This is a genomic window from Methylobacterium sp. Gmos3 (genome assembly GCF_056430985.1).
In genome coordinates this window covers 88,373-114,255 of the sequence record NZ_JBWJYL010000011.1, presented here as the reverse complement: position 1 = coordinate 114,255, position 25,883 = coordinate 88,373, and the positions used below count along the sequence as shown (strand labels likewise).

22 protein-coding genes are annotated in these 25,883 nt (G+C 69.8%); 10 read left to right on the top strand and 12 right to left on the bottom strand.

Features of this window, described 5'->3' with window-relative positions:
* Positions 1-24: 24 nt before the first annotated feature.
* Entirely contained in the window at positions 25-459 is a 435-nt protein-coding gene (locus ACS5Q7_RS21870) for a GlcG/HbpS family heme-binding protein (protein ID WP_478341373.1), read from the bottom strand.
* Positions 460-886: 427 nt separating this feature from the next.
* On the opposite strand from ACS5Q7_RS21870, the gene ACS5Q7_RS21865 reads away from it, so the two are divergent.
* Both ACS5Q7_RS21865 and ACS5Q7_RS21860 read left to right on the top strand, forming a co-directional pair.
* Positions 887-1,129: a hypothetical protein gene (locus ACS5Q7_RS21865; RefSeq protein ID WP_478341372.1), complete on the top strand. Its 243-nt coding sequence runs from the start codon at positions 887-889 to the stop codon at positions 1,127-1,129.
* 105 nt (positions 1,130-1,234) lie between these two features.
* Positions 1,235-1,669, top strand: a complete 435-nt coding sequence (locus tag ACS5Q7_RS21860; RefSeq protein WP_478341371.1) for a BON domain-containing protein — start codon at positions 1,235-1,237, stop codon at positions 1,667-1,669.
* 67 nt (positions 1,670-1,736) lie between these two features.
* Here ACS5Q7_RS21860 and ACS5Q7_RS21855 read toward each other — a convergent pair whose 3' ends face one another.
* Positions 1,737-3,074: a dicarboxylate/amino acid:cation symporter gene (locus tag ACS5Q7_RS21855; RefSeq protein ID WP_478341370.1), complete on the bottom strand. Its 1,338-nt coding sequence runs from the start codon at positions 3,072-3,074 to the stop codon at positions 1,737-1,739.
* Positions 3,075-3,374: 300 nt separating this feature from the next.
* Here ACS5Q7_RS21855 and ACS5Q7_RS21850 point away from each other — a divergent pair, with 300 nt between their 5' ends.
* The 3 genes from ACS5Q7_RS21850 to ACS5Q7_RS21840 are packed head-to-tail and all read left to right on the top strand — an operon-like array spanning position 3,375 to position 7,659.
* Positions 3,375-5,192 (top strand): sensor histidine kinase, encoded by a 1,818-nt coding sequence (locus ACS5Q7_RS21850; RefSeq protein ID WP_478341369.1) that lies wholly within the window; start codon positions 3,375-3,377, stop codon positions 5,190-5,192.
* Positions 5,189-6,529: a sigma-54-dependent transcriptional regulator gene (locus ACS5Q7_RS21845; RefSeq protein WP_478341368.1), complete on the top strand. Its 1,341-nt coding sequence runs from the start codon at positions 5,189-5,191 to the stop codon at positions 6,527-6,529. Before ACS5Q7_RS21850 ends, ACS5Q7_RS21845 begins: the two co-directional genes overlap by 4 nt.
* A gap of 56 nt (positions 6,530-6,585) precedes the next feature.
* A complete protein-coding gene (locus ACS5Q7_RS21840; protein WP_478341367.1) occupies positions 6,586-7,659 on the top strand; it encodes a catalase family protein in 1,074 nt (357 codons plus the stop codon).
* A gap of 174 nt (positions 7,660-7,833) precedes the next feature.
* On the opposite strand, the gene ACS5Q7_RS21835 is transcribed toward ACS5Q7_RS21840, so the two are convergent.
* Entirely contained in the window at positions 7,834-8,589 is a 756-nt protein-coding gene (locus ACS5Q7_RS21835) for an IclR family transcriptional regulator (RefSeq protein ID WP_478341366.1), read from the bottom strand.
* Positions 8,590-8,677: 88 nt separating this feature from the next.
* On the opposite strand from ACS5Q7_RS21835, the gene ACS5Q7_RS21830 reads away from it, so the two are divergent.
* Complete coding sequence (locus tag ACS5Q7_RS21830; RefSeq protein ID WP_478341365.1) at positions 8,678-9,538, top strand: 2,4-didehydro-3-deoxy-L-rhamnonate hydrolase; 861 nt, start codon at positions 8,678-8,680, stop codon at positions 9,536-9,538.
* Between the two features lie 3 nt (positions 9,539-9,541).
* Positions 9,542-10,288 carry an SDR family NAD(P)-dependent oxidoreductase gene (locus ACS5Q7_RS21825; protein ID WP_478341364.1) on the top strand — a complete coding sequence of 249 codons (747 nt, stop codon included), beginning with the start codon at positions 9,542-9,544 and terminating at the stop codon, positions 10,286-10,288.
* A gap of 13 nt (positions 10,289-10,301) precedes the next feature.
* Here the strand turns inward: ACS5Q7_RS21825 and ACS5Q7_RS21820 are convergent, their stop codons facing one another.
* The 4 genes from ACS5Q7_RS21820 to ACS5Q7_RS21805 all read right to left on the bottom strand — a co-directional run bounded on the left by ACS5Q7_RS21820 (position 10,302) and on the right by ACS5Q7_RS21805 (position 14,896).
* Positions 10,302-12,422, bottom strand: coding sequence for a peptidase domain-containing ABC transporter (locus tag ACS5Q7_RS21820; RefSeq protein WP_478341363.1), 2,121 nt, complete (start codon positions 12,420-12,422; stop codon positions 10,302-10,304).
* Positions 12,423-12,445: 23 nt separating this feature from the next.
* Complete coding sequence (locus ACS5Q7_RS21815) at positions 12,446-13,768, bottom strand: HlyD family secretion protein (protein ID WP_478341362.1); 1,323 nt, start codon at positions 13,766-13,768, stop codon at positions 12,446-12,448.
* On the bottom strand, positions 13,765-14,664 hold the full coding sequence (locus tag ACS5Q7_RS21810; protein ID WP_478341413.1) for an LpxL/LpxP family acyltransferase: 900 nt from the start codon (positions 14,662-14,664) through the stop codon (positions 13,765-13,767). The genes ACS5Q7_RS21815 and ACS5Q7_RS21810 overlap by 4 nt, the downstream gene beginning before the upstream one ends.
* Before the next feature lie 109 nt (positions 14,665-14,773).
* Positions 14,774-14,896, bottom strand: coding sequence for a hypothetical protein (locus ACS5Q7_RS21805; RefSeq protein WP_478341361.1), 123 nt, complete (start codon positions 14,894-14,896; stop codon positions 14,774-14,776).
* A 380-nt stretch (positions 14,897-15,276) separates the two neighbouring features.
* On the opposite strand from ACS5Q7_RS21805, the gene ACS5Q7_RS21800 reads away from it, so the two are divergent.
* On the top strand, positions 15,277-16,068 hold the full coding sequence (locus ACS5Q7_RS21800; RefSeq protein WP_478341360.1) for an alpha/beta hydrolase: 792 nt from the start codon (positions 15,277-15,279) through the stop codon (positions 16,066-16,068).
* A 227-nt stretch (positions 16,069-16,295) separates the two neighbouring features.
* Positions 16,296-17,588 carry a TolC family protein gene (locus ACS5Q7_RS21795; RefSeq protein WP_478341359.1) on the top strand — a complete coding sequence of 431 codons (1,293 nt, stop codon included), beginning with the start codon at positions 16,296-16,298 and terminating at the stop codon, positions 17,586-17,588.
* Positions 17,589-17,767: 179 nt separating this feature from the next.
* On the opposite strand, the gene ACS5Q7_RS21790 is transcribed toward ACS5Q7_RS21795, so the two are convergent.
* The 5 genes from ACS5Q7_RS21790 to ACS5Q7_RS21770 all read right to left on the bottom strand — a co-directional run bounded on the left by ACS5Q7_RS21790 (position 17,768) and on the right by ACS5Q7_RS21770 (position 24,412).
* Positions 17,768-19,069 carry an ammonium transporter gene (locus ACS5Q7_RS21790; RefSeq protein ID WP_478341358.1) on the bottom strand — a complete coding sequence of 434 codons (1,302 nt, stop codon included), beginning with the start codon at positions 19,067-19,069 and terminating at the stop codon, positions 17,768-17,770.
* A 355-nt stretch (positions 19,070-19,424) separates the two neighbouring features.
* A complete protein-coding gene (locus tag ACS5Q7_RS21785) occupies positions 19,425-20,897 on the bottom strand; it encodes a DUF2235 domain-containing protein (RefSeq protein ID WP_478341357.1) in 1,473 nt (490 codons plus the stop codon).
* Positions 20,898-20,930: 33 nt separating this feature from the next.
* The gene (locus ACS5Q7_RS21780) at positions 20,931-22,415 is read right to left on the bottom strand and encodes a carbohydrate porin (protein ID WP_478341356.1); all 1,485 of its coding nucleotides are present in this window, start codon (positions 22,413-22,415) and stop codon (positions 20,931-20,933) included.
* Between the two features lie 58 nt (positions 22,416-22,473).
* A complete protein-coding gene (locus ACS5Q7_RS21775) occupies positions 22,474-22,656 on the bottom strand; it encodes a hypothetical protein (protein ID WP_478341355.1) in 183 nt (60 codons plus the stop codon).
* A gap of 82 nt (positions 22,657-22,738) precedes the next feature.
* Positions 22,739-24,412 (bottom strand): thiamine pyrophosphate-binding protein, encoded by a 1,674-nt coding sequence (locus ACS5Q7_RS21770; RefSeq protein ID WP_478341354.1) that lies wholly within the window; start codon positions 24,410-24,412, stop codon positions 22,739-22,741.
* 234 nt (positions 24,413-24,646) lie between these two features.
* Between ACS5Q7_RS21770 and ACS5Q7_RS21765 the strand changes: the two genes are divergently transcribed.
* Complete coding sequence (locus ACS5Q7_RS21765; RefSeq protein ID WP_478341353.1) at positions 24,647-25,879, top strand: ABC transporter substrate-binding protein; 1,233 nt, start codon at positions 24,647-24,649, stop codon at positions 25,877-25,879.
* Positions 25,880-25,883: the final 4 nt, after the last annotated feature.

Here is a 25,883-nt window from a genome sequence, read left to right as displayed (position 1 = left end):
GCATTGATCCAGCGCAACCCCGCGTCAGGTGCGCCAGGGATGGGCCGGGAGTTCCGTTTGGCCGATGGAGCGGGCACCGGCCTCCGCGACCGCGTGGTCGTTCTCGACGGTCGAGCCGCTGACGCCGATCGCCCCGGACATCACGCCCTCCGAATCGACGATCGGGATGCCGCCGGGGAAGGTGATGAGCCCGTCGTTCGAGTGCTCGATGCCGTAGAGCGGGCCGCCGGGCTGGGAAAGCTGCCCGATCTGGCCGGTCATCATGCCGAAGAACACGGCGGTCTTGGCCTTCTTGTGCGCGATGTCGATGGAGCCGACCCAGGCATCGTCCATCCGGTGGAAGGCCTTCAGGTTGCCGCCCGAATCCACCACCGCGATGCACATCTGCGTCCCGAGGTCCTTCGCCTTCGCCTCGGCGGCCCGGATGGCCGTGAGGGCCTGGTCGATGGTGACGTGCATGGCGTTCTCCTCCTGATGGGGCCGCCGAGGCTATAGGAGCCGCCATACCTCATCAATGCAGGAGCGCGGGGCCTTTCGGCGATGACCTTCGGCTTGATCGACTTTCGATCATACTTGAGATTTAGTCACCCACCATCGCCGTGTTCGCGAGAGATCGCCACGTGAAAAACCTTACGTGGCGTCGGTAAATACCCTCATTTATCCGTCCACCAAATGAAGCCTCGTTCACCATGTTCTTCAACTAAGTTACCAGCAACGGCACTGGCTGCCCGTGAGCGAGTTTGAATTCAGACATGCTGATTACTGAGTTCAATTTTGCTGCTTTCATTCTGCGAGATCATGGGGTAGATGAGTCGTATAGCGTAATTCCGTGAGTCGGACGGCGGCAGGCAAGCGCCGTACGGGATGCGTATGGGGAGCCAACGTCATGTCGAGCCTCGCCGAGGCAACGTCGTCCAGGGCGAACGGCTTTGCCGAACGCCGCGCGATCGCCCGCGCCAATGCGAACTGGTTTCGCAAGCTGGCCGTCCGCGCCTTGCGGGACGGCTGCCCCGGCGCCGTGCAGCGGGCCGCGAACGCGCGCAAGGCGGCGCGGCTCGTCCTGGCCCAGGCCCGCCGCGAGGCGATGGTGCGGCATATGATGGAATCGGCCGCCCAGCTCATCTCCTGAGGCGCGCCGCCGGCCTTTGCGCTGGATCAATGCGGTCCTTCCCGTAACCGGGCAAGCCGGGGCTTTGGCCCCGGGCGAGCCCCGGTTTCCGCAGGGAGTGGACCCATGACCGACCGCACCGTCAGGCAGGCGGTGATCGACGCGCTCACCTCGGATCCCGGCCTCGACGCCGCCCATATCGGCGTTGCGGTGGATGCCGGCATCGCGACCCTCACCGGCCATGTCGCCTCCTATGCCGAGCGAGAAGCCGCCGGGGCCACCGCCCGCCGGGTGCCGGGGGTGCGCGGCGTGGTGGAGCAGGTGACGGTGCGCCTGCCGGCCGCGCGGCGTCCCCGTGACGAAGACCTCGCCCGCCGGGCCGCCCAGATCCTCGAATGGACCATGGCGGTGCCGCCGGACGCGATCCGCGTGAAGGCGCGGGAGGGCTGGATCACGCTCACCGGCACGGTGGCCGGGCCATCCCAGAAGACCGAGGCGCAGGCGGCCGTCGCGAAGACGCCGGGCCTGCTCGGCCTCATCAACCTGATCGAGGTTGTCTGAGGCCCAAAGGACATCCGCCCCGGCAGGGCCGGGGCGGATCGGAACGCGCGGGTCGTGGCGGACGGGCTTACTCGGCCGCGTGCAGGACCGGGGCGGCGGCGGGGACCGGCTTGGTGCCGAGCGTCGCGGCGAGCTTGGCCTCGTCGACCTCGCCCTCCCAGCGGGCGACGACGACACAGGCGACCGCGTTGCCGATGAAGTTCGTCAGCGCGCGGCACTCGGACATGAACCGGTCGATGCCGAGGATGAGCGCCATGCCGACCACCGGCACCGAGGGCACCACCGCGAGCGTCGCGGCCAGCGTGATGAAGCCCGAGCCGGTGACGCCGGCCGCGCCCTTCGAGGAGAGCATCGCCACGAGGAGGAGCAGCGCCTGCTCGCCGAGCGACAGCGGGGTGTCCGTCGCCTGGGCGATGAACAGGGCGGCCATCGTCATGTAGATGTTGGTGCCGTCAAGGTTGAACGAGTAGCCGGTGGGAACCACGAGGCCGACGACGGGCTTCGAGCAGCCGGCCCGCTCCATCTTCTCCAGCAGGGACGGCAGCGCCGATTCCGACGACGAGGTGCCGAGGACGAGGAGCAGCTCTTCCTTGATGTAGCGGATCAGCCGGATGATCGAGAACCCGTTGTAGCGGGCGACGAGGCCGAGCACGCCGAACACGAAGATCGCGGAGGTCAGGTAGAACGCGCCGACGAGGTAGGCGAGGTTGGCGAGCGAGGAGATGCCGTACTTGCCGATGGTGAAGGCCATCGCGCCGAACGCGCCGAGCGGGGCGACCTTCATGATGATGTTGACGACGCCGAAGATGGCTTCCGACAGCACCTTGATGATGTCGAGCACCGGCTTGCCGCGCTCGCCCAGGAAGGCCAGACCGAAGCCGAACAGGATCGAGAAGAACAGCACCTGAAGGATCTCGCCGCCCGCGAAGGCGCCGACCGCCGTCGAGGGGATGATGTTCATCAGGAAGTCGACGATGCTCTGCTCCTTCGCCTTGCCGGCGTAGGTGGCGATCGCCTTCGGATCGAGGGATTTCGGATCGATGTGCAGGCCGTTGCCCGGCTGAAGCACGTTCGCGACGATCAGGCCGACGATGAGGGCGAGCGTCGAGAAGGTGAGGAAGTAGATCAGCGCCTTGCCGCCGACCCGGCCGACCTTCTCGAGATTCGTCATGCCGGCGATGCCGGAGACCACGGTGAGGAAGATCACCGGGGCGATGATCATCTTCACGAGCTTGATGAACGCGTCGCCGAGCGGCTTCAGGTCCGCGCCGAGCTGCGGGTAGAAATGGCCGGTGAGGATGCCGAGCGCGACGGCGACGAGCACCTGGAAGTACAGCGTGCGGTAGAACGGCTTCGGCTTGGCCGGCGGATGCGGCGCGGTGAGCGGGGACGGGACGACAGCCATCGAGGCGTTTCCTCCAATGCGGGAATCGGGACGCTTCGGTTGGCCTCGGCTGACGCGCCCAGGCTTCCGTCGCACTTGCTTTTGGCCCCGGGGGCGGCAGTCATGCGCGGATGGCAGGACTGCGTTACGTCCGGGGAATGGCAACGGGTGTGCCAGTGGCCGGACACGCGGAAGGAATTTGTAAACCATTGTGATGGCTGCGTTTTCTGCACGAACGGCTGAGACGCCGGAAACACCCGTTCCGGGATCCCGCACGGGCGGCTCGAAACCTTTCCGGGGTTTCGCACCGGGAACTGTCCCATGAGTGCCGCGCCGAACACCGGAACGGGGCGCGTCCTCGCCCTCCTCGCCGGCTTCGCGGCGATGGTCCTGGCGGCGTGGCTCGCGGGGCGGACGGCCGAGCGCTCGGCCCTCGCCGACCTCGGCCGGCAGGCCCGCGCCACGCTGACCCTGCAATCCGGGGCGCTGCGATCCGAGATGCAGCGCCAGACCGCCCTGCCCCTCGCCCTCGCCTCCGATCCCGAGATCGTCGACGCCCTGCGCAAGGGCGCCGCCCCCGAGATCGCGCAGCGGGTGAGCACCCGCCTCGCGGAGATCGCGACGGCGACGGGGGCGGCGGTGATCTACGTCATCCGGCCGGACGGCCTGACGGTCGCGGCGAGCAACGCCACCGAGGAGCGCGGCTTCGTGGGCCGCAACTACGCCTTCCGCCCGTATTTCCGCGATGCCATGGCCGGGGGCTCCGGCTCGCAATTCGCTCTTGGCACGGTGAGCGGGCGACCGGGCTTCTACCTCTCAAGGCGGGTCGGGGACCGGCTCGGCGTGGTGGTGGTGAAGATCGAGTTCGACGGGGTGGAGGCCGCGTGGCGGGCGGCGTCCGAGGCGGTGTTCGTCACCGATCCGCGCGGCATCGTGCTGGTGGCGAGCGACCCGTCCTGGCGCCTGCGCAGCCTGCGCCCTCTCGATGCCGAGGCGGAGGCCGAGATCCGCGCGGCGCAGGATTTCGGCGACGCGCCGCTGAGCCTCCTGCCGCTCTTCCCGGCGCAGGACGGGCTCGTGCGGGTCGGCCGGGGGGCGCAGCCCGCCGCGCTCGCGCTGCTGCGCGACGCCCCCGTGGGCGACACGCCCTGGCGCATCCACAGCCTCACGCCGATCCCGAAGGCGGTGGCGCGGGAACGGGCGCAGGCGCAACTGATCGCCGTGCTGGCGACGGGCCTCGCCGGGTTCGGACTCACCGTCTGGCTCGCCCGCCGCGCCCGCACCCGCACCCGCCTCGCCGAGGCGGCGGCGCGGGGGGCCGAGTTGGAGGCGCGGGTGGAGGAGCGGACTCGCGCCCTCAGCGCCGCCAACGGCCGCCTGCGCGAGGAGATGGCCGAGCGCGAGCGGCTAGGCCGCGAACTCGCCCAGGCCGGGCGCCTCACCGCGCTGGGCCAGTTCGCCGCGAGCATGGCGCACGAGATCAACCAGCCGCTCGCCGCGATCCGCTCCTATGCCGACAACACCGGCAAGCTGATGGAGCGCGGCCGGGTGCAGGACGCGGCGGAGAACGTCGCGGCGATCGGGCGGCTCACCGACCGGATCGGCGGCCTGACCCGCCAGTTGAAGGGCTTCGCCCGCCGCGCCTCCGGCCGCCGCGAGCCGGTGCCGGTGGACGCGCTCCTGCGCGGCGCCCTCGAAGTGGCGGCGGCGCGGGCCGAGGCCGACGGCACGCCCCTCACCGTCGAGGCCGTGCCCGACCTCGCGGTGATCGGCGACGCGTCCCGCCTGGAACAGGTTCTCGTGAACCTGCTCCAGAACGCCCTCGACGCCGTGGCCGCGCGGCCGTCCCGGCGGGTCGCGGTGTCGGTCGCGGCGGAGGGCGAGCGCGTCGGCATCGAGGTCCGCGACGACGGGCCGGGCATCCCGGAGGCGGCGCGAGGGCAGATCTTCGAGCCGTTCTTCACCACCAAGGCGGATGGGCTGGGGCTCGGCCTCGCCATCAGCCGCGGCATCGTCGAGGAGTGCGGCGGCGCGCTGAGCGTGCGAGACGCCCCCGGCGGCGGCACGGTGTTCCGGGTGGAACTGGTGCGCGCGGCGCCGGCCGAGAGCCGCGCCGAGGAGACGGAGGCGAGCGCATGAGCGGGGACGGAGCGGAGCGCGTCGTCTTCATCGACGACGAGGAAGATGTGCGCCGCGCCAACCGGCAGAGCCTGGAACTCGACGGGTTCGCCGTCGAGACCTTCGGGGATGCCGAATCGGCGCTCGCCGCGATCCTCGCGGAGGCGCCGGGCGTGGTGGTGAGCGACGTGCGCCTGCCCGGCGCGGACGGGCGCGCCCTCCTCGAACGGCTGCACCGGATCGACCCCGACCTGCCGGTGATCCTCATCACCGGCCACGGCGACATCTCCATGGCGGTGGCGGCCCTGCGGGGCGGGGCGGTGGATTTCCTCGCCAAGCCCTACCCGGCCGACGCCCTGGTCGCCTCGGTGCGCCGGGCGCTGGAACGGCGGCGGCTCGTGGTGGAGAACCGCCGCCTGCGGGCGCGCCTCGACGCGGCCCTCGACGAGGACCCCGCCTTCCTCGGCCTCTCGCCGGAGATCGTGCGCCTGCGCCGCCTCGTGCGCGACGTGGCGGCGGCGGATGTGGACGTGCTGGTTCTGGGGGAGACCGGCTCCGGCAAGGAGGTGGTGGCGAGCGCCCTGCACCGCTGGAGCCGCCGGGCCGAGCGCAACTTCGTCGCCATGAATTGCGGCGCCCTGCCCGACAGCGTGGTGGAGAGCGAACTCTTCGGCCACGAGGCCGGCGCCTTCACCGGGGCCCTCAAGCGCCGGATCGGGCGGATCGAGCACGCGCACGGCGGCACGCTGTTCCTCGACGAGATCGAGAGCATGCCGCTGCCGCTTCAGGTGAAGTTCCTGCGGGTGCTGCAGGAGCGGACGGTGGAGCCGTTGGGCACCAACGAGGTCCGCCCCATCGACATGCGGGTCGTGGCCGCGACCAAGGTCGATCTCGGCCTTGAGGCCGCCCAGGGCACGTTTCGCGATGACCTCTACCACCGGCTGAACGTCATCACGATCGCTATCCCGCCGCTGCGCGACCGGCGGGAGGACGTGATGCTGCTGTTCCAGCACTTCCTGGCGAAGGCCGCGACCCGCTTCGGCCGCGAGCCGCCCCCGGTGACGCGGGCGGTGCGCGACCATCTCCAGCGCCACCCCTGGCCCGGCAACGTGCGCGAGCTCGGGCATTTCGCGGAGCGCTGCGCGCTGGGCTTCGCGCCGGAGGACAAGGCGGCCGAGGCCGCGCCGACCCCGACGCTGGCCGAGCGCGTCGAGCGGTTCGAGCGCGACCTGATCCGCGACGAGCTGATCGTCGCGGGCGGCGACGTCCGCCTCGCCGCCGAGGCGCTGGGCGCCCCGCGCAAGACGCTCTACGACAAGATCGCCCGCTACGGACTCGTGCCCACCGATTACCGGTAGCTGGAACGGCACCGCCCCTGGCCGGTTCTGTCCTCGCTTCGGCCGAGGAGAGACCCGTGCAAGCACCCGTTCGCTATAGCCCGGACGTCGAGACTGTTAAGCCCGACGAAGACAAGACCATCGAAGGCCTGTGCCAGACCTTCGACACGATCCTTCAGCGGGTCGCCGACGATTCCGGCCACGCCGTCCGCTCGGTCCACGCCAAGTCGCATGGCATCCTCGAAGGGACGATGCGCATCGAGGCCGGTCTGCCGCCCGAGCTGGCGCAGGGCCTGTTCGCCACCCCCGGCGATCACAAAGTCTACCTGCGGATGTCCACCAATGCGGGCGACATCCTGCCGGATTCGGTCTCCCTGCCGCGCGGCCTCGCCCTCAAGGTGCTCGACGCAGCCGGCCCGCGCCTGCCGGACGCGGAGGGGACGACGCAGAACTTCATCATGGTCAACGGGCCGGTCTTCCAGGCGCCGAGCGCCGACAAGTTCCTCGGCAGCCTGAAGCTGCTGGCCGCCACCACCGACCGGGCCGAGGGCCTGAAGGTGTTCGGCTCCACCGTGCTGCGCGGGGTCAACAAGGCGCTGCAGGCGGTGGGCGTCGAGAGCACGACCCTCGCCTCCCTCGGCGGGGCGCCCAACGTCGATCCCCTCGGCGAGACCTATTACAGCGTCACGCCGTTCCGCTACGGCGACTACATCGCCAAGTTCTCGGTGCGCCCCGTCGCCCCGGCGCTCACCGCCCTCACCGGCACCGAGATCGACGCCTCCGGCCGCCCGAACGCCATCCGCGAGACGGTGCAAGCCGAGATGCGGGGCATCCAGGGCGTCTGGGAGTTCCGCGTGCAGCTCTGCCGCGACCTGGAACGCCAGCCGGTCGAGGATCCGACCGTGCAGTGGGACGAGGAGGAGGCACCGTTCCAGACGGTCGCCACGATCACCGTCGGCCCGCAGGACAGCTGGGACCCGGCGCGGGTCCAGGCGGTGGACGAAGAGATGCGCTTCAGCGTCTGGACCGGGCTCGACGCCCACCGGCCCCTCGGCAACATCAACCGCGCCCGCAACGCGCCCTACAAGCACTCCGCGCAGTTCCGCGAGCGCTTCAACGGCTGCCCGATCCACGAGCCCGCCGGGCGATAGATCCCCCAGGGGACCGACGACCTCGCGGCTTCGAACGTGCTTCTCCGTCTTTGCGAGCGCAGCGAAGCAACCCAGGGCAGCGGGACCTGACCGGATGTGGCGGATCCCTGGATTGCTTCGCTCCGCTCGCAAAGACGGGAGACACGGCATAAGCCGCCTCTCCCCGGCAATGCCCTACCCGGACCAGCCGAGCGCCCGGCTGATCGTCCGGGCGGTGGCGCGCACTTCGCCGGTCAGGTGCTCCATCCGCTCGGCATCCATGTATTGCGCCGTGCTCGACACGCTGAGCCCGGCGACGATGGCGCCCGAGGCGTCGCGGATCGGCGCCGCGACGCAGCGCACCTCCGGCTCGTTCTCCTCGTGGTCGAAGGCGATGCCCCGCTCGGCGTAGTCGCGCATCCGCGTCAGCCACGTGTCGAGGTCGCGGGGCGGATGCGCGCCGCGCGCCTCGCCGACCCGGTAGAAGTCGCGCCAGCGCGCCTCGCCGAGATCGAGGATCAGCGCCTTGCCCAGGCCCGTCGACCAGACCGGCTGGCGCTCGCCCACCCGCGAACTGATCTCGACCCGCCGCCGCCCGGGGATCTTGTCGAGATAGAGGGCCCATTCGCCGTCGAGGACGCCGAGATGGATCGTGTCCTCGCAGGTCTCCGACAGGCGCTCCAGATGCGGCCGGGCCACCTGCGCCACCGCCATCGTCGCCTGGGCGCGGAAGCCGAGTTCCATCAGCTTCGGCCCCAGCCGGTAGCCTTCGCGCGGCACGAAGGTGAGGTAGCGCCGCTCCACCAGGGCCGCCGCCAGCCGGTGCGTGGTCGAGCGCGTGGTGCCGAGTGCCGCCGAGAGCGCCGGCAGATCGCTCGCCCCCGCCGCCACCGCGTCGAGCACGTCGAGCCCGCGCAGCAGGGTCTGGCTGCCCGATGCGGGCTTGGACATTGACGCCACGCCTCTCTCGCCATTATCGTCCCATATAGAAAAACGCTATCCCACATTATGGGATTAGGCAAGGACAGGGAGAGACGCGATGAAGCTTCTGCGCTACGGCCCGGCGGGCCAGGAGAAGCCCGGCCTGCTCGATGGCGAAGGCCGCATCCGCGACCTGTCCAGCCATCTGCCCGATATCGATGGCCGCAGCCTCGGGCCGGACGCCCTCGCCAAGCTCGCGGCTCTGGCGCCGGAGAGCCTTCCCGTGGTCGCGGGCGAGCCGCGCCTCGGCGTGCCGGTGGCGGGCATCGGCAAGTTCATCGCCATCGGCCTGAACTATGCCGACCACGCCGCCGAATCGAACCTGCCGATCCCCTCCGAGCCGGTGATCTTCACCAAGGCGATCTCGTCCCTCAACGGGCCGAACGATCCGGTGATGCTGCCCAAGGATGCGGTGAAGGGCGATTGGGAGGTCGAGCTCGGCATCGTCATCGGCCGGCGCGCGGCTTACGTCTCCGAGGCGGAGGCGCTGGATCATGTCGCCGGCTATTGCCTCGTCAACGACGTGAGCGAGCGCGAATACCAGATCGAACGCGGCGGCACCTGGGACAAGGGCAAGGGCTGCGACACGTTCGGGCCGGTCGGTCCCTGGCTCGTCACCGCCGACGAGGTCGGCGACCCGCAGGCGCTCGACCTCTGGCTCGACCTCAACGGCCGGCGGATGCAGACCGGGAACACCCGGACAATGATCTTCACCTGCGCGCACATCGTCAGCTACGTCAGCCGCTTCATGACGCTGATGCCCGGCGACGTGATCACCACCGGCACGCCCCCCGGCGTCGGCATGGGCATCAAGCCGAGCCCGGTCTACCTGAAGCCCGGCGACGTCATGACCCTCGGCATCGAGAAGCTCGGGCAGCAGCGCCAGGACGTGCTGGCCTGGCAGCGCCGGGAGGCCTGAGCCATGGCCTTCGCGAACCGCTTCCAGGGCCGCAGGGCCATCGTCACCGGGGGCGCCTCCGGCATCGGCCTCGCCGTCGCCGCGCGCCTGCGGGACGAGGGGGCGCAGGTGAGCCTGTGGGACCTGAACGCCGAGGCCCTGGCCAAGGCGAAGGACGCGACGGGGGCCGCCGACGTGCAGGCCCTCGACATCGCGGAGGCCGACGCGGTGGCGCGGGCGATGGAGGCGAGCCTTGCGGCGCTCGGCGGCCTCGACGTCTTAGTGTGCAGCGCCGGCATCACCGGGCCGAACACCACCGTGAAGGCCTACCCGGCGGAGGCATGGCGCCGGGTCATCGACGTGAACCTGAACGGGCTATTCTATTGCAACCAGGCGGCCGTGCCCGCCCTGGAGCGGAACGGCTACGGGCGGATCGTCAACGTCGCCTCCATCGCCGGCAAGGAGGGCAACCCCAACGCCTCCGCCTATTCGGCCTCGAAGGCGGCGGTGATCGGCCTCACCAAGTCGCTCGGCAAGGAGCTCGCCAGGACCGACATCCGCGTGAACTGCGTCACCCCGGCGGCCGTGCGCACGGCGATCTTCGACCAGATGACGCAGGAGCACATCGACTTCATGCTCTCGAAGATCCCGCTCGGCCGGTTCGGCGGCATCGACGAGGTCTGCGCGCTGATCTGCTGGCTCGCGAGCGAGGAGGCGTCGTTCTCCACGGGCGCGGTGTTCGACGTCTCGGGCGGTCGCGCGACCTACTGAGAGCGGATCCCGGTCAGGCGGCCTCGGCCGCCCCGGCCGGGACCGGCACCAGCCGACCGCCGCGCACGGTGAGCACCCGGTCGGCATAGGGCAGGACGTGGCGGCTATGGGTGACGAACACCTTCGCCGCCGGGAAGCGCAACAGCGCCTGCACCAGTTCCGCCTCCGAGGCCGGGTCGAGATTGGCCGTCACCTCGTCGAGGAGCAGCAGGCGCGGCCGGCGGCACAGGGCGCGGGCAAGGATCAGCCGCCGCCGCTGCCCGGTGGAGAGCAGCGGGCTCTCGTCGGAGAGCATCGTCGCGAAGCCCTGCGGCAGGCCGTAGACGGCATCGAGCAGGCCGACCTCGGACAGGGCCTCCTCGATCTGCGCCTGGGTCACGTCCGGCGAGTAGAGCGCGACGTTCTCGGCCACCGTGCCGGCGAAGAGCTGGTCGTCCGCAAAGACGCAGCCGATATTGGACCGGTATTCGTGGACGCCGAAGGCGTCGAGGGCGCGCCCGTCCACCAGCATCCGGCCCTTCGGCACCGGGTGCAGGCTCGCCAGGATCCGCAGCAGCGAGGACTTGCCGCAGCCCGAGGGGCCGACGATCGCCAGGGTCTCGTGGCGGGCGATGTCGATGGTGAGGTCGATGTCGGAGATCAGCGGCCCGTCGTTGGCGGCGAATTGCACCGAGAGCCCTTCGAGGGCGACGGAGCGGCGGATGGCGCGGGCGATGTGGACGCCCTCGCTCGCGGGCTCGGGCGCCTCGTTGAGCACGTCGTCGAGCCGGCCGAAATGCACGCGCATCACCGAGAGCTGCAGGAGGCTCATGATCAGCGTGTTCATGGTGGTGAAGAACGAGCCGCGCAGGGCGAAGAAGGCGTAGAGCACGCCCACCGACAGGGTGCTCTTCATCACGTCGGTCACGCCCATGTAGAGTGTCGCCACGGTGCCGAGCGTGAAGATCAGGTGCAGGTAGAGGTCGGCGTCGATGGAGAGCTTCTTCGAGCGGTAGCTGAAATTCGCGAAGCGGGTGAAGCTTTCGAGCCATTTCAGCGCGAAGAAGCTGCCGGTGTTGCTCACCTTCAGCGTGGCGATCTGCGCGAGCCCGTCGAGGAGCCGCGCCTGCTCCTCGGACCGCGATTCGAGGGAGAGCGTCGTGGCGCGGGCGATCTCGGGGTAGGTCGCGAAGCGCACGAGGATGGCGAGAAGCAGCGTCAGCACCGACACGCCGGCCATGGCGGGCGCGTAATAGTACATCATGCCGACGAGCAGCACCGACATGATCCCGTCCGCGATGGACGAGACGAAGCCGGTGACGAGGAAGGTCTTGATCTGGTCGATCGAGGTCAGCCGCGTGACGAAATCGCCGGGATGGCGGGTCTCGAAGAAGGAGACCGGCAGCCGCATCGCGTGGCCGATGATGTTGCGGGTGAAATGGATCTCGAACATCGTCGCCGCGCGCAGCGTGATGAGGTCGCGCAGCCACCGCGACACCGCCTCGAAGGCGGTGAACAGCAGCAATCCGATGATGACGACCGTCAGCAGGTCGAGGTCGTATTGCGGGATCACCGTGTCGATGGCCGTCTGCAGGAAGATCGGCGTCGCCAGGGCGAACAGCGTCGCGGCGAGCGACATGACCGCGATGAGCCCGACCGTGTGCTCGATGCCCCGGCAGGAGCGATAGACGCTCCAGAACAGCGATTTGCGCGAGGCCTTCACCGCCTTGAAGTCGAGGCGCGGCTCGAATTCCAGGGCGACGCCCGCGAAGTGGCGTTCCATGTCCTCGCGGGCGTAGGTGCGGGGGCCGAAGGCCGGATCGTGGACGTGGAAGGTGCCGCGCACGACCTTTTCGAGCACGACGAAATGGTTGCCGTTCCAGTGCAGGATCGCGGGGCCCTTGAGCCCGGCGAGTTCCTCCACCTGCGAGACCGCGAGCCCCTGCGCGTCGAGGCCGATCTGGCCCGCCACCTCGACGATCTCGGCGAAGGACATGCCCCGCCGCGAGGGCGGGAACAGGGCGCGCAGGTAAGGCAGGTCGAGGTCGTGCCGGTGGGCGTTGGCGACCATGGCGAGGCAGGCGAGCCCGCATTCCATGGTCTCGCTCTGCAGCACCGTGCGCACGGTGCGCTTGTGCAGTCTTCCGCCGAACATCGGGGGCGCTCCGGGCAATCCTATCAGCGGCCGCGCAGGGCGCGGATTGGGTCGAGCATCCAGTCGATGAGACGGCGGCGCTCGACGATGATGTCGGCCGAGAGGGTCGAGCCGATCTTCACCGGCACGCGCTCGCCATAGGCATCGACATCCGGCCGGTCGGGGGCGATCTCGATGCGGTAGGTCGATTGGCGCACCACGGGGCGCGGGTCGAGCCCCGAATCCGATTTCGCCTCGGGCGAGCGCACGGCGGCCTCGGAGATGGAGGTGATCGTGCCGTGGTAGATGCCGAACGTCTTGTAGGGGAAGGCATCGTATTTCAGGATCACCCGCTGCCCGACCTTGGCGAGGCCGATGGCGCGGGCCGGCGCCTCCACCACGATGAGCGGGGCGGCGTTGGGATCGCCGATGGCGGCCAGGAACTGCCCGGCCTCGACCGAATCCCCCACCTTTCCGGCGAGCGCCAGCACCGTGCCCGCATTCTGGGCCTGGATTTCGAGCGCCGATTCGGTGCGCAGGGCGGCGAGGCGGCTGTCGGTGGCCTCGATCTGGTTCTGGGCGGTGACGCGCTGCGATTGCTTGGCGGCGATGAGGTTGCGGAAATCGCGCGTGCGCTCGGCATCCTGGCGCTGGAGATCCATGCGCTTGAGCCGGAGGTCCGAGGTCAGGCGCTCATAGTCGAAGGTCGTGCGCTCGTGCGCTTCGAGCAATTCGCGGGTGGCGTCGCCCTGCCGGACATAGGCCGCCACGCGCTTCACCGTGGCGCGGCTGCGCTCGGCCGCCGATTCGGACCGGCGGATCTGGTCGGCGAGGCCGCTGTAATAGGCCGTCTGGTCCGCTTCCATCCGCGCCTGCTGCCGGGTCGCCTCGTCGATGAAGGCGGTGGCGCGGTCGACCTCCTCCTTCAGCGCCTTGCGGGTGAGGGTGAGGGTCCGGGTCTCCGCCTCGACGGCCGATTCGCCCCCGGCGGTGGCGGTACCCATGCGCAGGGCCAGGATCGGCTGGTCCACCCCCACCGCCTCGCCCTGGCGCACGGCGAGGCGGGTGATGACGCCCGCGCGGGGGGCGTCGATGCGGGCGAAGCCACTGGTGGCGGCCACGATCCCGCGCACGCTCTCGGTCTGGGCGAAGCGGCCGAACCACAGGCCGGCACACACGGCCACCACCACCGCGACCGTGAGGAGTCCCGCGAAGGTCGCGATGCGGTTCTGGCGCAGGTCGATGGTCTGGAGCACGCGCGCGCTCGGCAGGGCCGAGGCGACGCGTTCCGGCTCGGCCTCCGGCGCGGCCTGCTCCTCGACGGGCTCCGCCATCGCCTCGTCCGTCTCCCGTTCGGACAGCGTCATCCCACGGCTCCCCAGGTGACGGGCTCGCACAGGTACTCTTCAAGGCGCGGCCACATGAACCACTGCTCGGGCGCGCGCAGGATCGAGCGCTCGATATGTCGCCGGACGCCCTCCGCGACCCGGTGGCGGGTCTCGGGATGACTGTCCGCGACCTCGAAGGGCTGGCCGACATGGATCGTGTCGCCCGCCAGCGTCGAGGTGATGGCGAGCGGGACCACCGTCGCCTCGGTCAGGCGCGCGAGCTGGTCGATGCCCATCGCGATCCGGGCCGGCTGGCCGAACAGGGTCGTGTCGAACGGCGCGCCGTAGCTCCCGGGCAGGTCGATGAAGCTCACGATCACCGCGCCCTCTCGGGCGAAGCGGATCGCTTTCAGGAAGTCCTGTTTCCGGTTGACGTTGAGGAAGCGCATGTCGACGCCGACCTCGCGGATGCGCTGCATCACGGCGGTCTCGACGGGCCGGTCCTCACGGTTGCGCAGGATCAACATGCGCCGCCCGGCGAAGAGCGTGTCGATGATCGCGGCGAAGGCCAGGGCGAAGCAGCCCATGTGCATCGGCGCGAGGATGACCGGCTTGTCGCCGGAAGCGATGGATTCGATCAGCCGGCGCTCGGGCATCGCCACGCGGCGCATGTCGGCGCGGATGGCGCCATGGGAGCGCACGAGAAGCGACAGCCATTCCAGCTGGACGAGGCGATCGGAGAACAGGGCCTCGGCATCGAGGCTTCGCGCCTCGGCGCGGGAGACCCGCAGCGTGCGCTCGAAGACCGGAGCGAGGCCGAGGGTGGGGCGCCCATGCCGGAGGCGCCGTGCCGGCCAGACGGCCTTGAAGGCCCGGCGGCGGATGGGCAGGGGCAGCCTCGCCGCCATGGCTTGCGAGCGCGGCACCTCGATCATCGTCAAGCCCCCAGCGCCTGCAAGGGGCGGCACGAGGGGCGGCACGAGGGGCGGCACGAGGGGCGGACCACCGGGCTGAACCGGGCCCGGCGGTCCGTTCCTGCTCGGCTTACGAGCAGCAGGAATTGCAGCTCTTGGGAGCCGGGGCGCAGGGCGCGGGCTTGCAGGGCGCGCAGGGGATGCAGCAGCCGCCGGAAACGGTCTTCAGGGCCTTGAGGTCGAGCTTCTTCACGAGATGCCTCCTTGATGCGGCGCGGCGCCGCCCCCGCTTCAAGGGTGCAACCCGGCCGTGAGGCGACGGTAGGTTTACACAACCTTACCAACAAGCGCGGAAAACTACGGATAAGCACTGAATCTGCTCAAGAACGGACCTATGGCGCTTACTATCAACAACATTCATGGGTTAAATTTCGCTGAATGCCCCTGTTGGCATTCAGCCTAATATCGAAAGTGTTGATAGCGTCAGGACCAAAGGCTTCTCATGATTGTGTTGGTAGCGGTCCGTGAGTCGTCGGCTCGGTTGGAAACAATCGTTTCCGAGATCTTTCGTCTTAACCTCGCGACGATCCCTTCCTCCCATGCGGGGGCGTCCCCTTGAGGCGCCCCCTCGTCATGATGGTTGCCCTCGTCTCCTTCCTCGCCGTCCTCTACCTCGCGGCAACGGCGGGGTTGGTCTTCGTCCAGCGCGCGATGCTGTACCGGGCGGAGGATCTCGACCTCCCGCCTGAGACCTTGGGCCTGCGCGGCGTCACGGTGGAGCGGATCACCGCCGAGGACGGCGTCCGCCTCGTGGCCTGGGACGCGCACGGCAAGGGTCGGCGGCTGATCCTCTATTTCCACGGCACAGGCGGCTCGCTGGTGCGGCGGACCGAGCGGGTGGAGCAGTTGGCGCGGTTCGGCCGGGTCCTCGCCATCGATTACCGCGGTTTCGGCGGCTCCGAGGGAAGCCCGAACGAGGACGGGCTGCTGCGCGATGCCGAAGCGGCCTATCGCGACGCCCTCGCCAAGGGCTACGCCCCCGCCGACATCGTGGTGCTCGGCGAATCCCTCGGATCGGGAGTAGCCCTGAAGCTCGCTGCCCGGCATCCCGTGGGTGGGGTGGTTCTCGCGGCCGCCTACGATTCGGTGCGGGCCATCGCGGCGGAACGGTTCTGGCTGTTCCCGGTGCGCTGGGTCCTGCGCGACCCCTTCGACGTCGAAGCCGAGATCCGGCGCATCGCCGTGCCGATCCTCGTGCTCCACGGCACGGACGATCCCGTCATCCCGATCCGCCATGCCGAGGCGCTGATCGCCGGGGCCGGGACGAACGTCACCTTCGTCCGCGTCGAGGACGGGCCGCACCTGATCCTCTCCGATCCCGATGCGGTGCATAGCCTCGCGGACTGGCTCAGCCACCTGCCGTGAACGATTTTCGGCAGTGATCGTGCCGCCCCGCTCCGGCCGCCGGCAATGTTCGGCGCATGACGGCCGCCCCGGATCTGCACATCTAGGCACAACCGCTAATTTATGCGGTTCACACCGGCTTAACCCAGGGCGAGCATTGATAACCTTAACAGCGTTGAGTCGAGAATAGCAGGATAGCCTCCATGAAGCCGGAGCGCCCCGGTTTGCGGCCAGGACCATCCCTGGCAATGCTCTCGCTGGCGGCCCTTCTCGTCGGCGTCGCGGGGCCGGAGACCGGTGGGGCCATCGCCCAAACCCTCAACGAGACGATGCATTGGGCGCTGCGCTCCAGCTTCGACAAGAAGGCCGACGACGAGAGGCAGGCCGCCGTCGAGGCGCGCGTGGTGAGCAGCTACGAGGCGTTCCTGCCGAGCGTGGGCTACGCCCTGAACCACCGGCTCGACAGCAAGATCACCTACACGCCCGACATCTACACCGATCCCTCGAACCCCACCGGCTCCGATACCGTGGCCCGGCGCGCCCCGCATAGCGACGGGTTCCAGCTGACGCTGCCGATCTTCGACGGGTTCAAGCGCTACAACGACGTGCAGGCCGCCCGCAGCGCCGCCGCCGCCGGGCGCGGCCTCCAGGCCGAGAAGACACAGCAGATCCTGCTGGAGACCGCGAGCGCCTACCTCGCGGTGCTGCGCGACCGGATGGTGGTGCGCCTGCGCGAGGCGGCCATCGCGGACGTGGCGAAGGTTGCCCGCAGCGTCGCGGCGCGGCGGGAGACCTACGACGCCACCAACGCGGAAGTGGCGCTCGCGCAGTCGCGGGTGATCGCCGCCGAGGCCGCGCTCGAACAGGCCAAGGCCAACCTGCTGGCCTCCGAGGCCGAGCTGGAGCGTCTCGCCGGCCCCGCCGCCAACCCGAGCGGATTGCCGGACGTGCCGAACGGCCTCCTGCCCAAATCCCTCGACGAGTTGCGCGCCGCCCTCCTCGGCGAAAGCCCGAAGCTCATCGCCGCGCGCCTCGATGCCGAGGCCGCGGATTACAACGCCAAGGCGGCCTATGCCCGGTTCTCGCCGCAGCTGAACCTTCAGTTCAACCACACCCGCCGCGGCTGGGTCTCGAACACGCCCTACAAGACGACGGACACGACAACGATGCTGCAGGCGGTGGTGCCGATCTACCAGCCCGGCGAATTCGGCGACCTCGCTCGCGACCAGGCCCTGGCCCGGCAGAAGAATTACCAGACCCTCGACCTCGAGCGCCGGGTGGTGGCCGAGGCCACGGTCGCCTTCACGCAGCGCCGCTCCTCGCTGCGGCAGGTGGCGCAGGCGAACGAGCGCGTGCAGAAGCTCGTCCGCGCCATCCAGGGCCGGCAGATGGAATTGCGGCTCGGCACGATGACCCTCGTCGACGTGCTCAACACGGTGAGCGAGCTCGCCGAGGCGCGGGTCGCCAAGATCAACCTCGAATATTCCCGCGACCGGGCGACCTACGCGCTGGCGGCGGCGATGAACCGCCTGCGCGTCTGAGCGCCCCTCCCCTCAGCGTCTGGCCGGAAAGGTCGCGTCCGCCTCCGTCATTGCGAGGAACGAAGCAATCTAGGGACGCGCCACGGTCGTAAGCGGCCCTCCCGCCCCTGGATTGCTTCGCTCACGCTCGCAAAGACGGTGAGGTGTGAGGCGCCGTCGCGACGTTTTCGGCCGGGCTCTTAGGTGGTGAACTCGTAGGCCCGCTCGCCGTGGCTCGCGAGGTCGAGCCCATCGTGCTCGGCCTCCTGATCGACGCGCAGCGGGGTCGCGAGGCCGACCGCCCGCCCGAGCCCGTAGGTGAGGACGCCCGACCACAGGGCCACCACCGCCACCGCCAGCGCCTGCACCGCGAACTGGCCGAACACCGTGCGCCCCTCCGCGAGGCCGATGCCGCCGAGACCGGCGGGGAGGAAGACCGGCAGCAGCAGCGAGCCGAGGATGCCGCCGACCCCGTGCACGGCGAAGACATCGAGGGAATCGTCAATGACGAGGCGGTGCTTCACGAACAGGGTCACGAAAAAGCAGACCAGCCCGCCCGCGAGGCCGATCGGCAGGGCCGCCGCCGGCGAGACGTAGCCCGCCGCTGGAGTGATCGTCGCGAGCCCCGCCACGCAGCCGGTGACGATGCCGATGGAGGTGGGCTTGCGGATCTTCACCCATTCGGCCGCCGTCCAGGCCAGGGCGCCCGCCGAGGCCGAGAGATGGGTGACGAGGATGGCGTTGCCCGCGCTCGCATCCGCCGCCAGCGCGCTGCCGCCGTTGAAGCCGAACCAGCCGACCCAGAGCATCCCTGCGCCCATCATCGTCATGCCGGGGCTGTGCGGCGGGGTGAGCGTCGTCGGGAAGCCCCTGCGGCGGCCCACCATCAGGGCGAGCAGCAGCGCCGAAACGCCCGCCGTGGTGTGCACCACGATGCCGCCCGCGAAATCGAGGGTCCCGAGCCCGGCGAGCCAGCCGCCGCCCCAGATCCAGTGCGCCACCGGCACGTAGACGAAGAGCAGCCACAGGGCCGAGAACAGGGCGACGAAGGGAAAGGCCACCCGCTCGGGGATCGCGCCGACGATCAGCGCGGGCGTGATGATTGCGAAGGTCATCTGATAGAGGGCGAACACCGATTCCGGCAGCACCGTCGCCGACCGCACCGGATCGAGATGGGCGAGGAAGGCCTTGTGCAGGCCGCCGAGGAGCGCGCCCTCGCCGTCGAAGACGAGGCTGTAGCCGCAGACCGCCCACAGCACCGAGACGATGCAGCAGATCGCGAAGCACTGCATCAGCACCGACAGCACGTTCCGCGCGTGGACCAGCCCTCCGTAAAACAGGGCGAGGCCCGGCAGCGTCATGAACAGCACGAGCGCCGAGGCCGTGAGGATCCAGGCCGTGCTGCCGGCCTCCGGCGCGGCGGCGGTGGCGGCGAGCGCGGGGGAGGCGGACAAAGCGAGGAGCGTGACGCCGGACAGGATACGCGCGGGCAACGGCAACATGCGGGGCAACCTTCGACTGGACTGCCGCGCTCTCAAGCAGGTTGCCTAGCGATGAGGCAAGCGCGCCGATGCCCGCAGGAGCGCGCCGCTCAACACAATCGCGTGCCGCCGGTGCCTAGGGCGGCATCCGATCATGTTGGTTCAGCCAGCCTTCTCCAGATCGTCCCCTCATCCTGAGGTGCCGTCGCAAAGCGGCGGCCTCGAAGGCCTCATCCTGAGGTGCGGCGAAGCCGCCTCGAAGGAGGGCTCCAGGGATCGCGCGGCAGGCTGGAGCCCTCCTTCGAGGCCCGCTGACGCGGGCACCTCAGGATGAGGTGAGAGGGTTGGAGCCGCCTCACCGTGATCGGTCGCTGCTCTAGAAATAGGCGCGCGTCGCCTCGTGCCCGCGCAGGGCGTCCGGCCGGTACGGCTTCGTCACGTCGTATTGCTGCACGCCGGGCGCCGGCAGCGCGAGGCGTTCGAGGACGGAGGGGTGCAGCGGGGCGTCATGCGGGATGTGACGCACCCAGGGTGGCCAGCCGAGGGTCTCGCGCGCCCAGACGCGGGTGTGCAGCCAGACGAACCAGCGCGGCCAGCCCGCGACCGTCGCCTTGCGCTCGTCGTGCTGCATCCCGGCCGCCGCCGGCCAGAGGCTCAGCACGGAACGGTCAACCAGCAGCGGCTCCGGCAGGTCGGCGGCTTCGTCCACCATCCACCGCAGGGCGATGTCCGACAGGCGCGCCTCGGTCTCGCCGTAGCCGCCGCCCACGTCGGAATGGACCCCCGCGAACCAGAGTTGCGCCAGCCAGATCCGGCCGTCCTTCCGCTCGACGGCGGCGAGGTCGGCGTTCACCGTCCAGGGCACCCGGTCGAAATCCTTGCGGTTCTCGTCGATCGCGAGGGCGTGGCGGGCGTGCTGGACATGGGTATCGAGCGCGGTGTCGTAGAACTGCATCTGCCAGCCGGTGACGTGCAGGGTCTCCCACCAGGGCCGCGCCGTCTTCGTCGTCCACTTCACGTAGGTGCGGAACCACGCCACCGCCGCCACGGCGGCGCCCGCCAGGAGGACGAACAGGCATGCCCGCCAGTAGGATTCGGCCGTGAACCGGTCCTCCGGCACGGCGAGCGCGCGGAGCAGGTTGCCGACGAAGGCGATGAGAGCCACCACCACCGCGAGGACGAGGCCGAGCCGCAGGGTGCGCTTCGTATTGAGGCCGAGCGCCGCCACCGTGTCCCACACCCCGATGAAGTACGGGTAGGCGTTCGACCGTTCGAGGTCGCCCGGCGCGGCCGAGGCGTAGCGTTCCCGGAACCGGCGGGCGAGATCGAGGCGCACCGGCCGCAACCGGTCGCCCTTCAGCGCGGAGCCGAACTGGTAGACGTCTTTCACCGCCTCCCTGGCCAGGGCCTCGGCCGAGGCGGGATCGCGCTTCAGCAGGCCGCCATCGGCGCTCCGGGTCGGGATGCCGCAGAGCTTCAGCACCCCCGCGACGCAGCGCACCGTGTAGGCGCCCCGGCTGAACCCGATCAGGTAGATCCGGTCCCCCGGCTCCCAGACGCGCAGGATCGCCGCGTAGCAGTCCATGATGTTGCGGGTGATGCCAAGCCCGGTCGCCTGGCTGAGGATGGAGTAGATCCGCCGCCACCACGCGAGCTTGATGCCGAGGCTCGCCGCCTGCGAGCCGAGGCCGGGATCGTAGAAGGCGACCTGCCGGGCCGGGTCGATCCCCATCTCCGGGCCGACCCGCGCCGCCCGGAACAGCTTGTAGACGTTGCTCCGGGTCTCATCCGGGAGCAGTCCGCCGCCCTGCCCGGTCCCGTCGGAGAATACGACGATGTTCTTCGCCACGATCCCCTCCCCGACTCGACTGAGTCGCGGCGGTCAGTATTGCACCGTCGCGCGCATCCCCAGCACCACGGCGTTCTTCACCCGCCCGCCCGTGGCGTCGCGGGGGTTGGCGATGCCGCCGCCGGGATGGAGCACGAGCTGCGCGTCGGGCTGGAGGGTGAAGCCGGGGACCACCACCGCCTGATAGGTCGCCTCAACGATGCTCTCCGCGCGGCGGCGCGGCATCGCCTGCCCGGTGAAGCGGATCATGTCATTATCGGCGCGGCGGGCGTCGTCGCTGAGGCGGGCATAGGCGACGCTGAGGCCGACGGTGTCGTCGTCGCGGCCGGGGATCAGCCCCTTGTAGGCGAGGCCGGCGTCGAGATACGCGCTCACGAGGCTCGACGGGGTGGGGGAGTAGGCGGCGCGCACGAAGAAGCCGAGGCCCTCGTCGTCCTTGCCGGCTTCCCGGTAGAGGGTCTGGTCGTAGATCGCGTAGATCCCCGCGTTGCCGCGCAATTGCCGCCCGATGCCGGTGGCGTTGGGATCGGCGAGCGAGAGCCCGGTGATGTCCGTCCGCAGGGAATCGAACCGCCCGAAATGCTGCCAGCCGCCGAGGGTGATGTCCCCCGGCAGGTCCCGCGAGCCGGCCTCGGTGTTGTAGGCGTAGGTCGCCTCCGCCACGACCAGGGCGGGATCGCCCAGGCGAAAGTTCGTCCCGGTGCGGTTGAGGCGCTGGGCCTCGGGATCGTCGCCGGGGCGGTTGGCCCCGGCGGGATCGCCGTCATAGAGGCCGACCTGCAGGGAGAAGCCGTTGCCCGGCACGTATTTCGCCCGGATCGCCGGGGTCGCCAGGGGATAGGCGGGGCCGCCGCTCGGCAGGTCGAGACCGGTGATGGCGGGCCAGCCGAAGGTCGAGTTCACGAACAGCGTCGCGGTCTGGCTGACGAAGAACTCGGTGTCGGCGGCCTGCTGGCCGATGCGCAGGCCGAGGGTGTTGTCGAACAATTGCTGATCGAACCACAGCACGTAGAGGCGGCTCGACGGCAGCGCCTCGATCACGCTGACCGGCAGCAGGTTGCCGACATAATACCGCGACAGGCCGGTGCCGTGGATGAAATAGGCGTTGGCGTGGATGGTGGCCCCCTCCCAGCCCGCCAGCCGCTCCAGGTCGAGGTTGAGCCGCAGGTTCAGCCGGTCCTCCACCGCCGCCCCCCGGCGCACGCCGCCGACCGGATTGCCGAGGACATCGGCGACGTAGGTCACGCTGTACTCGATGCCCCTTTGCTTCAGCACCGGGCGCAGGCCGAACGGATCCCCGAGCGGCCCCAGGGAGGGCTCGATGGAGCGGATGTAGCCGCCGGAGGCTTGGCTCGTCGTCTCGGGTTGCGACACGGAGATGCGCGGGTCGCCGCCGGCCCCCTCGAAGACGGGGCGACTCTCTTCCGCCTGCGGTGCGGCAGCGGCGAGACAGAGCCCGAAGGCGCCGCCGACGAGGGAGACCCCACCATGTGCGCGTGCGACGCGCCGGTTGGGCATGACGACACCCTCGCCCGTTCCGAAACGGGAGATCCTTAGCGCGCGACGGGAATCTTGCCTATCGCGCCTGTACCACAGCTTGCACGGCCGACGCGTTCGACGCGCCCCGCGCGGGACGCGACGCATTGAACGGGGCGAAGGCCGGATAGATGCAGACCGAGACCGCCAGCACGAGGAGGATCATCTCCGGCAGGGTCAGGCTGCGGGACAGCGCCTTCGGAGAGGGCTTTTCGGCTTGCACGAAACTCCCTCCCGGCGGCCTGGCGCCCTGAGTTAATCGACCGAAAGTTAATCCTCTCTTTCAGAGCGTATCTGCGGTTGCATCAGCGCCCGCGCGAGAGGGCCTCGTCACGGATGGCATCGAGGGTCCGGGTCGGGGTGAGGGCCTGCGGATCCACGAGGCAATGGAGCATCGCGGGCAGGCCGGAGGCGAGGGCGCGCTCGAAGGCGGGGGCGAAATCCTCGGTGCGCTCGACTCGCTCGCCGTGCCCGCCGAAGGCCATCGCCAGGGCGCGGAAATCGGGGTTCCTGAGGCTCGTCGCCGAGACGCGGCCGGGATATTCGCGCTCCTGGTGCATGCGGATCGTGCCGTACATGCCGTTGTCGAGCACCACGACCACGATGGCCGCGCCGTATTGCACGGCGGTGGCGAATTCCTGCACGCACATCATCACGTCGCCGTCGCCCGCGAAGGCCACGACGATCCGCTCCGGGTTCATGCGCTTGGCCATCACGGCTGCGGGCAGGCCGTAGCCCATCGAGCCGGAGGTCGGGGCGAGCTGGGTCCCAAAGGCGCGGAAGCGGTGGTAGCGGTGGACCCAGGTCGCGAAGTTGCCCGCGCCGTTGCAGATGATCGCCTCGGGCGGCAGGCGCCCGCGCAGCCACAGGATCGCCTCGCCGTACTGGAAAACGCCGGGCTGGGGCGCGGGCGTCTCGGACCACGCGCGATAGGCCGCATGGGCCTGCGCCGCCCGCCCGCCGCGGCCCTCCGGCGCGTCGAGACCGGCGAGCGCCGCGCAGAACGGGCCGGGGGCCGACTGGATGGAGAGAGCCGGCTGGTAGACCCGCCCCAACTCCTCCGCATCGGGATGGACATGGACGAGGGGCACGCCGGGCTCGGGGATGCCGAGCAATGTGTAGCCCTGCGCGGGCATCTCGGAGAGCCGCCCGCCGACCATCAGGAGCAGGTCGGATCGCCGGATGCGCTCCAGAAGTGCGGGGTTCGGGCCGATGCCGAGTTCGCCCGCGTAGTTCGGGTGATCCGCCGGGAACAGGCCGGCGCGGCGGAAGGAGTTGGCGACCGGCAGGTCGAACCGCTCAGCGAAGGCCGCGAGCGCCGCACTATCGGCGGCCGTCCAGCGGGAGCCGCCGACCAGCACCAGCGGCGCGCGGGCCTCTGCCAGAAGGGCGGCGAGCCGTTCCATGTCGGCGGGGGACGGCGCCGGCGCGGCGGGCTCGACGCGGGGGGCGTCGCCGACCTCGGCTACCTCGTCCAGCATGTCCTCCGGCAAGGCGACGACGACGGGGCCGGGCCGACCCTGCATCGCCACACGGAAGGCGCGGGCGACGATCTCCGGGATGCGCGCGGCCTCGTCGATCTCCACCGCCCATTTGGCGAGGTCGCCGAAGGTGCGGCGGTAATCCACCTCCTGGAACGCCTCGCGCCCGCGCATCGACCGGGCGATCTGGCCGACGAACAGGATCATCGGCGTCGAATCTTGGCGGGCGATATGCACGCCCGCCGCCGCGTTGGTGGCGCCGGGTCCGCGGGTGACGAAGCAGATGCCCGGCCGCCCGGTGAGCTTGCCGGCGGCCTCGGCCATGATCGCCGCGCCACCCTCCTGCCGGCAGACCATCACGTCGACGGCGGCATCGTGCAGAGCGTCGAGCACCGCGAGGTAGCTCTCACCCGGCACGCAGGTCAGCCGCTCGACCCCCTGGGCGACGAGCTGGTCCACGAGGATGCGGGCACCGGTGCGGGGACGATGGGCCGTCATGGATCCCTCTCAACCTGTCTCGATCCCTCGCTGCCACCGCCCGTGCGGCAAAGCAATGCGGGCGGCGCGACTTCGCGAGAGCGGTATTGTCTCGCAGTTGCGAAGAGAAAGCGTGACGGAATGACCGACCGGGAAACGTCATCGAAAACGCGATCAGGCTCTTGCATCCCACAACGGAGGGTTTCACACAGATCGCCAAAATAAAGAATGACGACGTAGTTCAGGGGAAGCGCCATGTTCGACAAGGTCGGGCGGATTCTGTCCGCTGCGGTGACGGCGACGCTCGTTCTCAATGCGTCCGCGCAGGCGGCGGACCCGATCAAGATCGGCGTCATCGCCGAGGCGCAATCGGTGGCGGGCGCCTCGATCCCGCAGGCGGTGCAACTGGCCGCCGACGAGATCAACGCCAAGGGCGGCGTCGACGGCCGGATGATCCAGGTCGTCACCTATGACGACAAGAGCTCGGCGGCCGACGCGGTGCGCGCCTTCCAGCGGGCGGTGAGCGAGGACAAGGTCCAGGTCGTCATCGCGAGCTACATCTCGGAAGTCGTGCTGGCGCTGATGCCCTGGGCGGCGCGGCTGAAGACCCCCCTGATCACGCCGGGCGCGGCCTCGAACGAGATCAGCGTGAACGTCCACAAGGACTACGCGCGCAACAAGTACACCTTCCACGGCTACCTGACCTCGCACGCCCTGGCGCAGGCGGTGTGCGATTCCGCGAAGGAGACCCTGGTGGGGCTCCTGAAGGCGAAATCGGCGGCGATCATGAGCGAGGACGCGGCCTGGACCCGGCCGCTCGACGCCGCCTACCAGGAATGCCTGCCGAAGGCCGGGCTGAAGGTGGTGGAGCATGTCCGCTTCTCGCCGGATACCGGCGATTTCACCCCGATCTACAACAAGATCGAGGCGGCCAAGCCCGATCTCATCGTCACCGGCATCGCCCATGTCGGCGTGCAGCCCACGGTGCAATGGCAGAACCAGCAGGTGCCGATCGCCATGACGGGCATCAGCGGGCAGGCCACCTCCTCGACCTTCTGGGCCAACACCAACGGCGGCACGCAGGGCGTGCTGTTCGACAGCGTGGCCCTGCCCGACGTGGCCCTGACGGAGAAGACGATCCCGTTCACGCAGACCTTCACCAAGCGGTTCGGCGGCGCGCCCTCCTACGCGGGCTACATGGCCTACGACGCCACCTACTACACGGCGGAAGCGGTCAAGCGGGCGGGCTCCACGGAGACCGACAAGCTGATCGAGGCCCTGGAGAAGACGGATTATACCGGCACGGTCGGCCGCATCACCTTCTACGGCAAGGACGAGACCTTCACCCACTCGATCCAGTACGGGCCGGGCCTGATGACCAGCGTCCTCGGGCAGTGGCAATCGGGCAAGCAGGTGGCGATCTGGCCGGCGAACGTCGCCACGGGCAAGATCGTCCTGCCGCCCGCCGTCAAGCCGGCGGTCCAGTAGCGGG

What these genes read in the sequence shown, in the direction of transcription:
- ACS5Q7_RS21830 (WP_478341365.1), top strand. Translation starts at nt 8,678, where the DNA reads ATGAAGCTTCTGCGCTACGGCCCGGCGGGCCAGGAGAAGCCCGGCCTG.
- ACS5Q7_RS21800 (WP_478341360.1), top strand. Translation starts at nt 15,277, where the DNA reads ATGATGGTTGCCCTCGTCTCCTTCCTCGCCGTCCTCTACCTCGCGGCA.
- ACS5Q7_RS21765 (WP_478341353.1), top strand. Translation starts at nt 24,647, where the DNA reads ATGTTCGACAAGGTCGGGCGGATTCTGTCCGCTGCGGTGACGGCGACG.
- ACS5Q7_RS21860 (WP_478341371.1), top strand. Translation starts at nt 1,235, where the DNA reads ATGACCGACCGCACCGTCAGGCAGGCGGTGATCGACGCGCTCACCTCG.
- ACS5Q7_RS21770 (WP_478341354.1), bottom strand. Translation starts at nt 24,412, where the DNA reads ATGACGGCCCATCGTCCCCGCACCGGTGCCCGCATCCTCGTGGACCAG.
- ACS5Q7_RS21850 (WP_478341369.1), top strand. Translation starts at nt 3,375, where the DNA reads ATGAGTGCCGCGCCGAACACCGGAACGGGGCGCGTCCTCGCCCTCCTC.
- ACS5Q7_RS21815 (WP_478341362.1), bottom strand. Translation starts at nt 13,768, where the DNA reads ATGACGCTGTCCGAACGGGAGACGGACGAGGCGATGGCGGAGCCCGTC.
- ACS5Q7_RS21870 (WP_478341373.1), bottom strand. Translation starts at nt 459, where the DNA reads ATGCACGTCACCATCGACCAGGCCCTCACGGCCATCCGGGCCGCCGAG.
- ACS5Q7_RS21865 (WP_478341372.1), top strand. Translation starts at nt 887, where the DNA reads ATGTCGAGCCTCGCCGAGGCAACGTCGTCCAGGGCGAACGGCTTTGCC.
- ACS5Q7_RS21855 (WP_478341370.1), bottom strand. Translation starts at nt 3,074, where the DNA reads ATGGCTGTCGTCCCGTCCCCGCTCACCGCGCCGCATCCGCCGGCCAAG.
- ACS5Q7_RS21825 (WP_478341364.1), top strand. Translation starts at nt 9,542, where the DNA reads ATGGCCTTCGCGAACCGCTTCCAGGGCCGCAGGGCCATCGTCACCGGG.
- ACS5Q7_RS21795 (WP_478341359.1), top strand. Translation starts at nt 16,296, where the DNA reads ATGCTCTCGCTGGCGGCCCTTCTCGTCGGCGTCGCGGGGCCGGAGACC.
- ACS5Q7_RS21845 (WP_478341368.1), top strand. Translation starts at nt 5,189, where the DNA reads ATGAGCGGGGACGGAGCGGAGCGCGTCGTCTTCATCGACGACGAGGAA.
- ACS5Q7_RS21820 (WP_478341363.1), bottom strand. Translation starts at nt 12,422, where the DNA reads ATGTTCGGCGGAAGACTGCACAAGCGCACCGTGCGCACGGTGCTGCAG.
- ACS5Q7_RS21810 (WP_478341413.1), bottom strand. Translation starts at nt 14,664, where the DNA reads ATGATCGAGGTGCCGCGCTCGCAAGCCATGGCGGCGAGGCTGCCCCTG.
- ACS5Q7_RS21835 (WP_478341366.1), bottom strand. Translation starts at nt 8,589, where the DNA reads ATGTCCAAGCCCGCATCGGGCAGCCAGACCCTGCTGCGCGGGCTCGAC.
- ACS5Q7_RS21790 (WP_478341358.1), bottom strand. Translation starts at nt 19,069, where the DNA reads ATGTTGCCGTTGCCCGCGCGTATCCTGTCCGGCGTCACGCTCCTCGCT.
- ACS5Q7_RS21780 (WP_478341356.1), bottom strand. Translation starts at nt 22,415, where the DNA reads ATGCCCAACCGGCGCGTCGCACGCGCACATGGTGGGGTCTCCCTCGTC.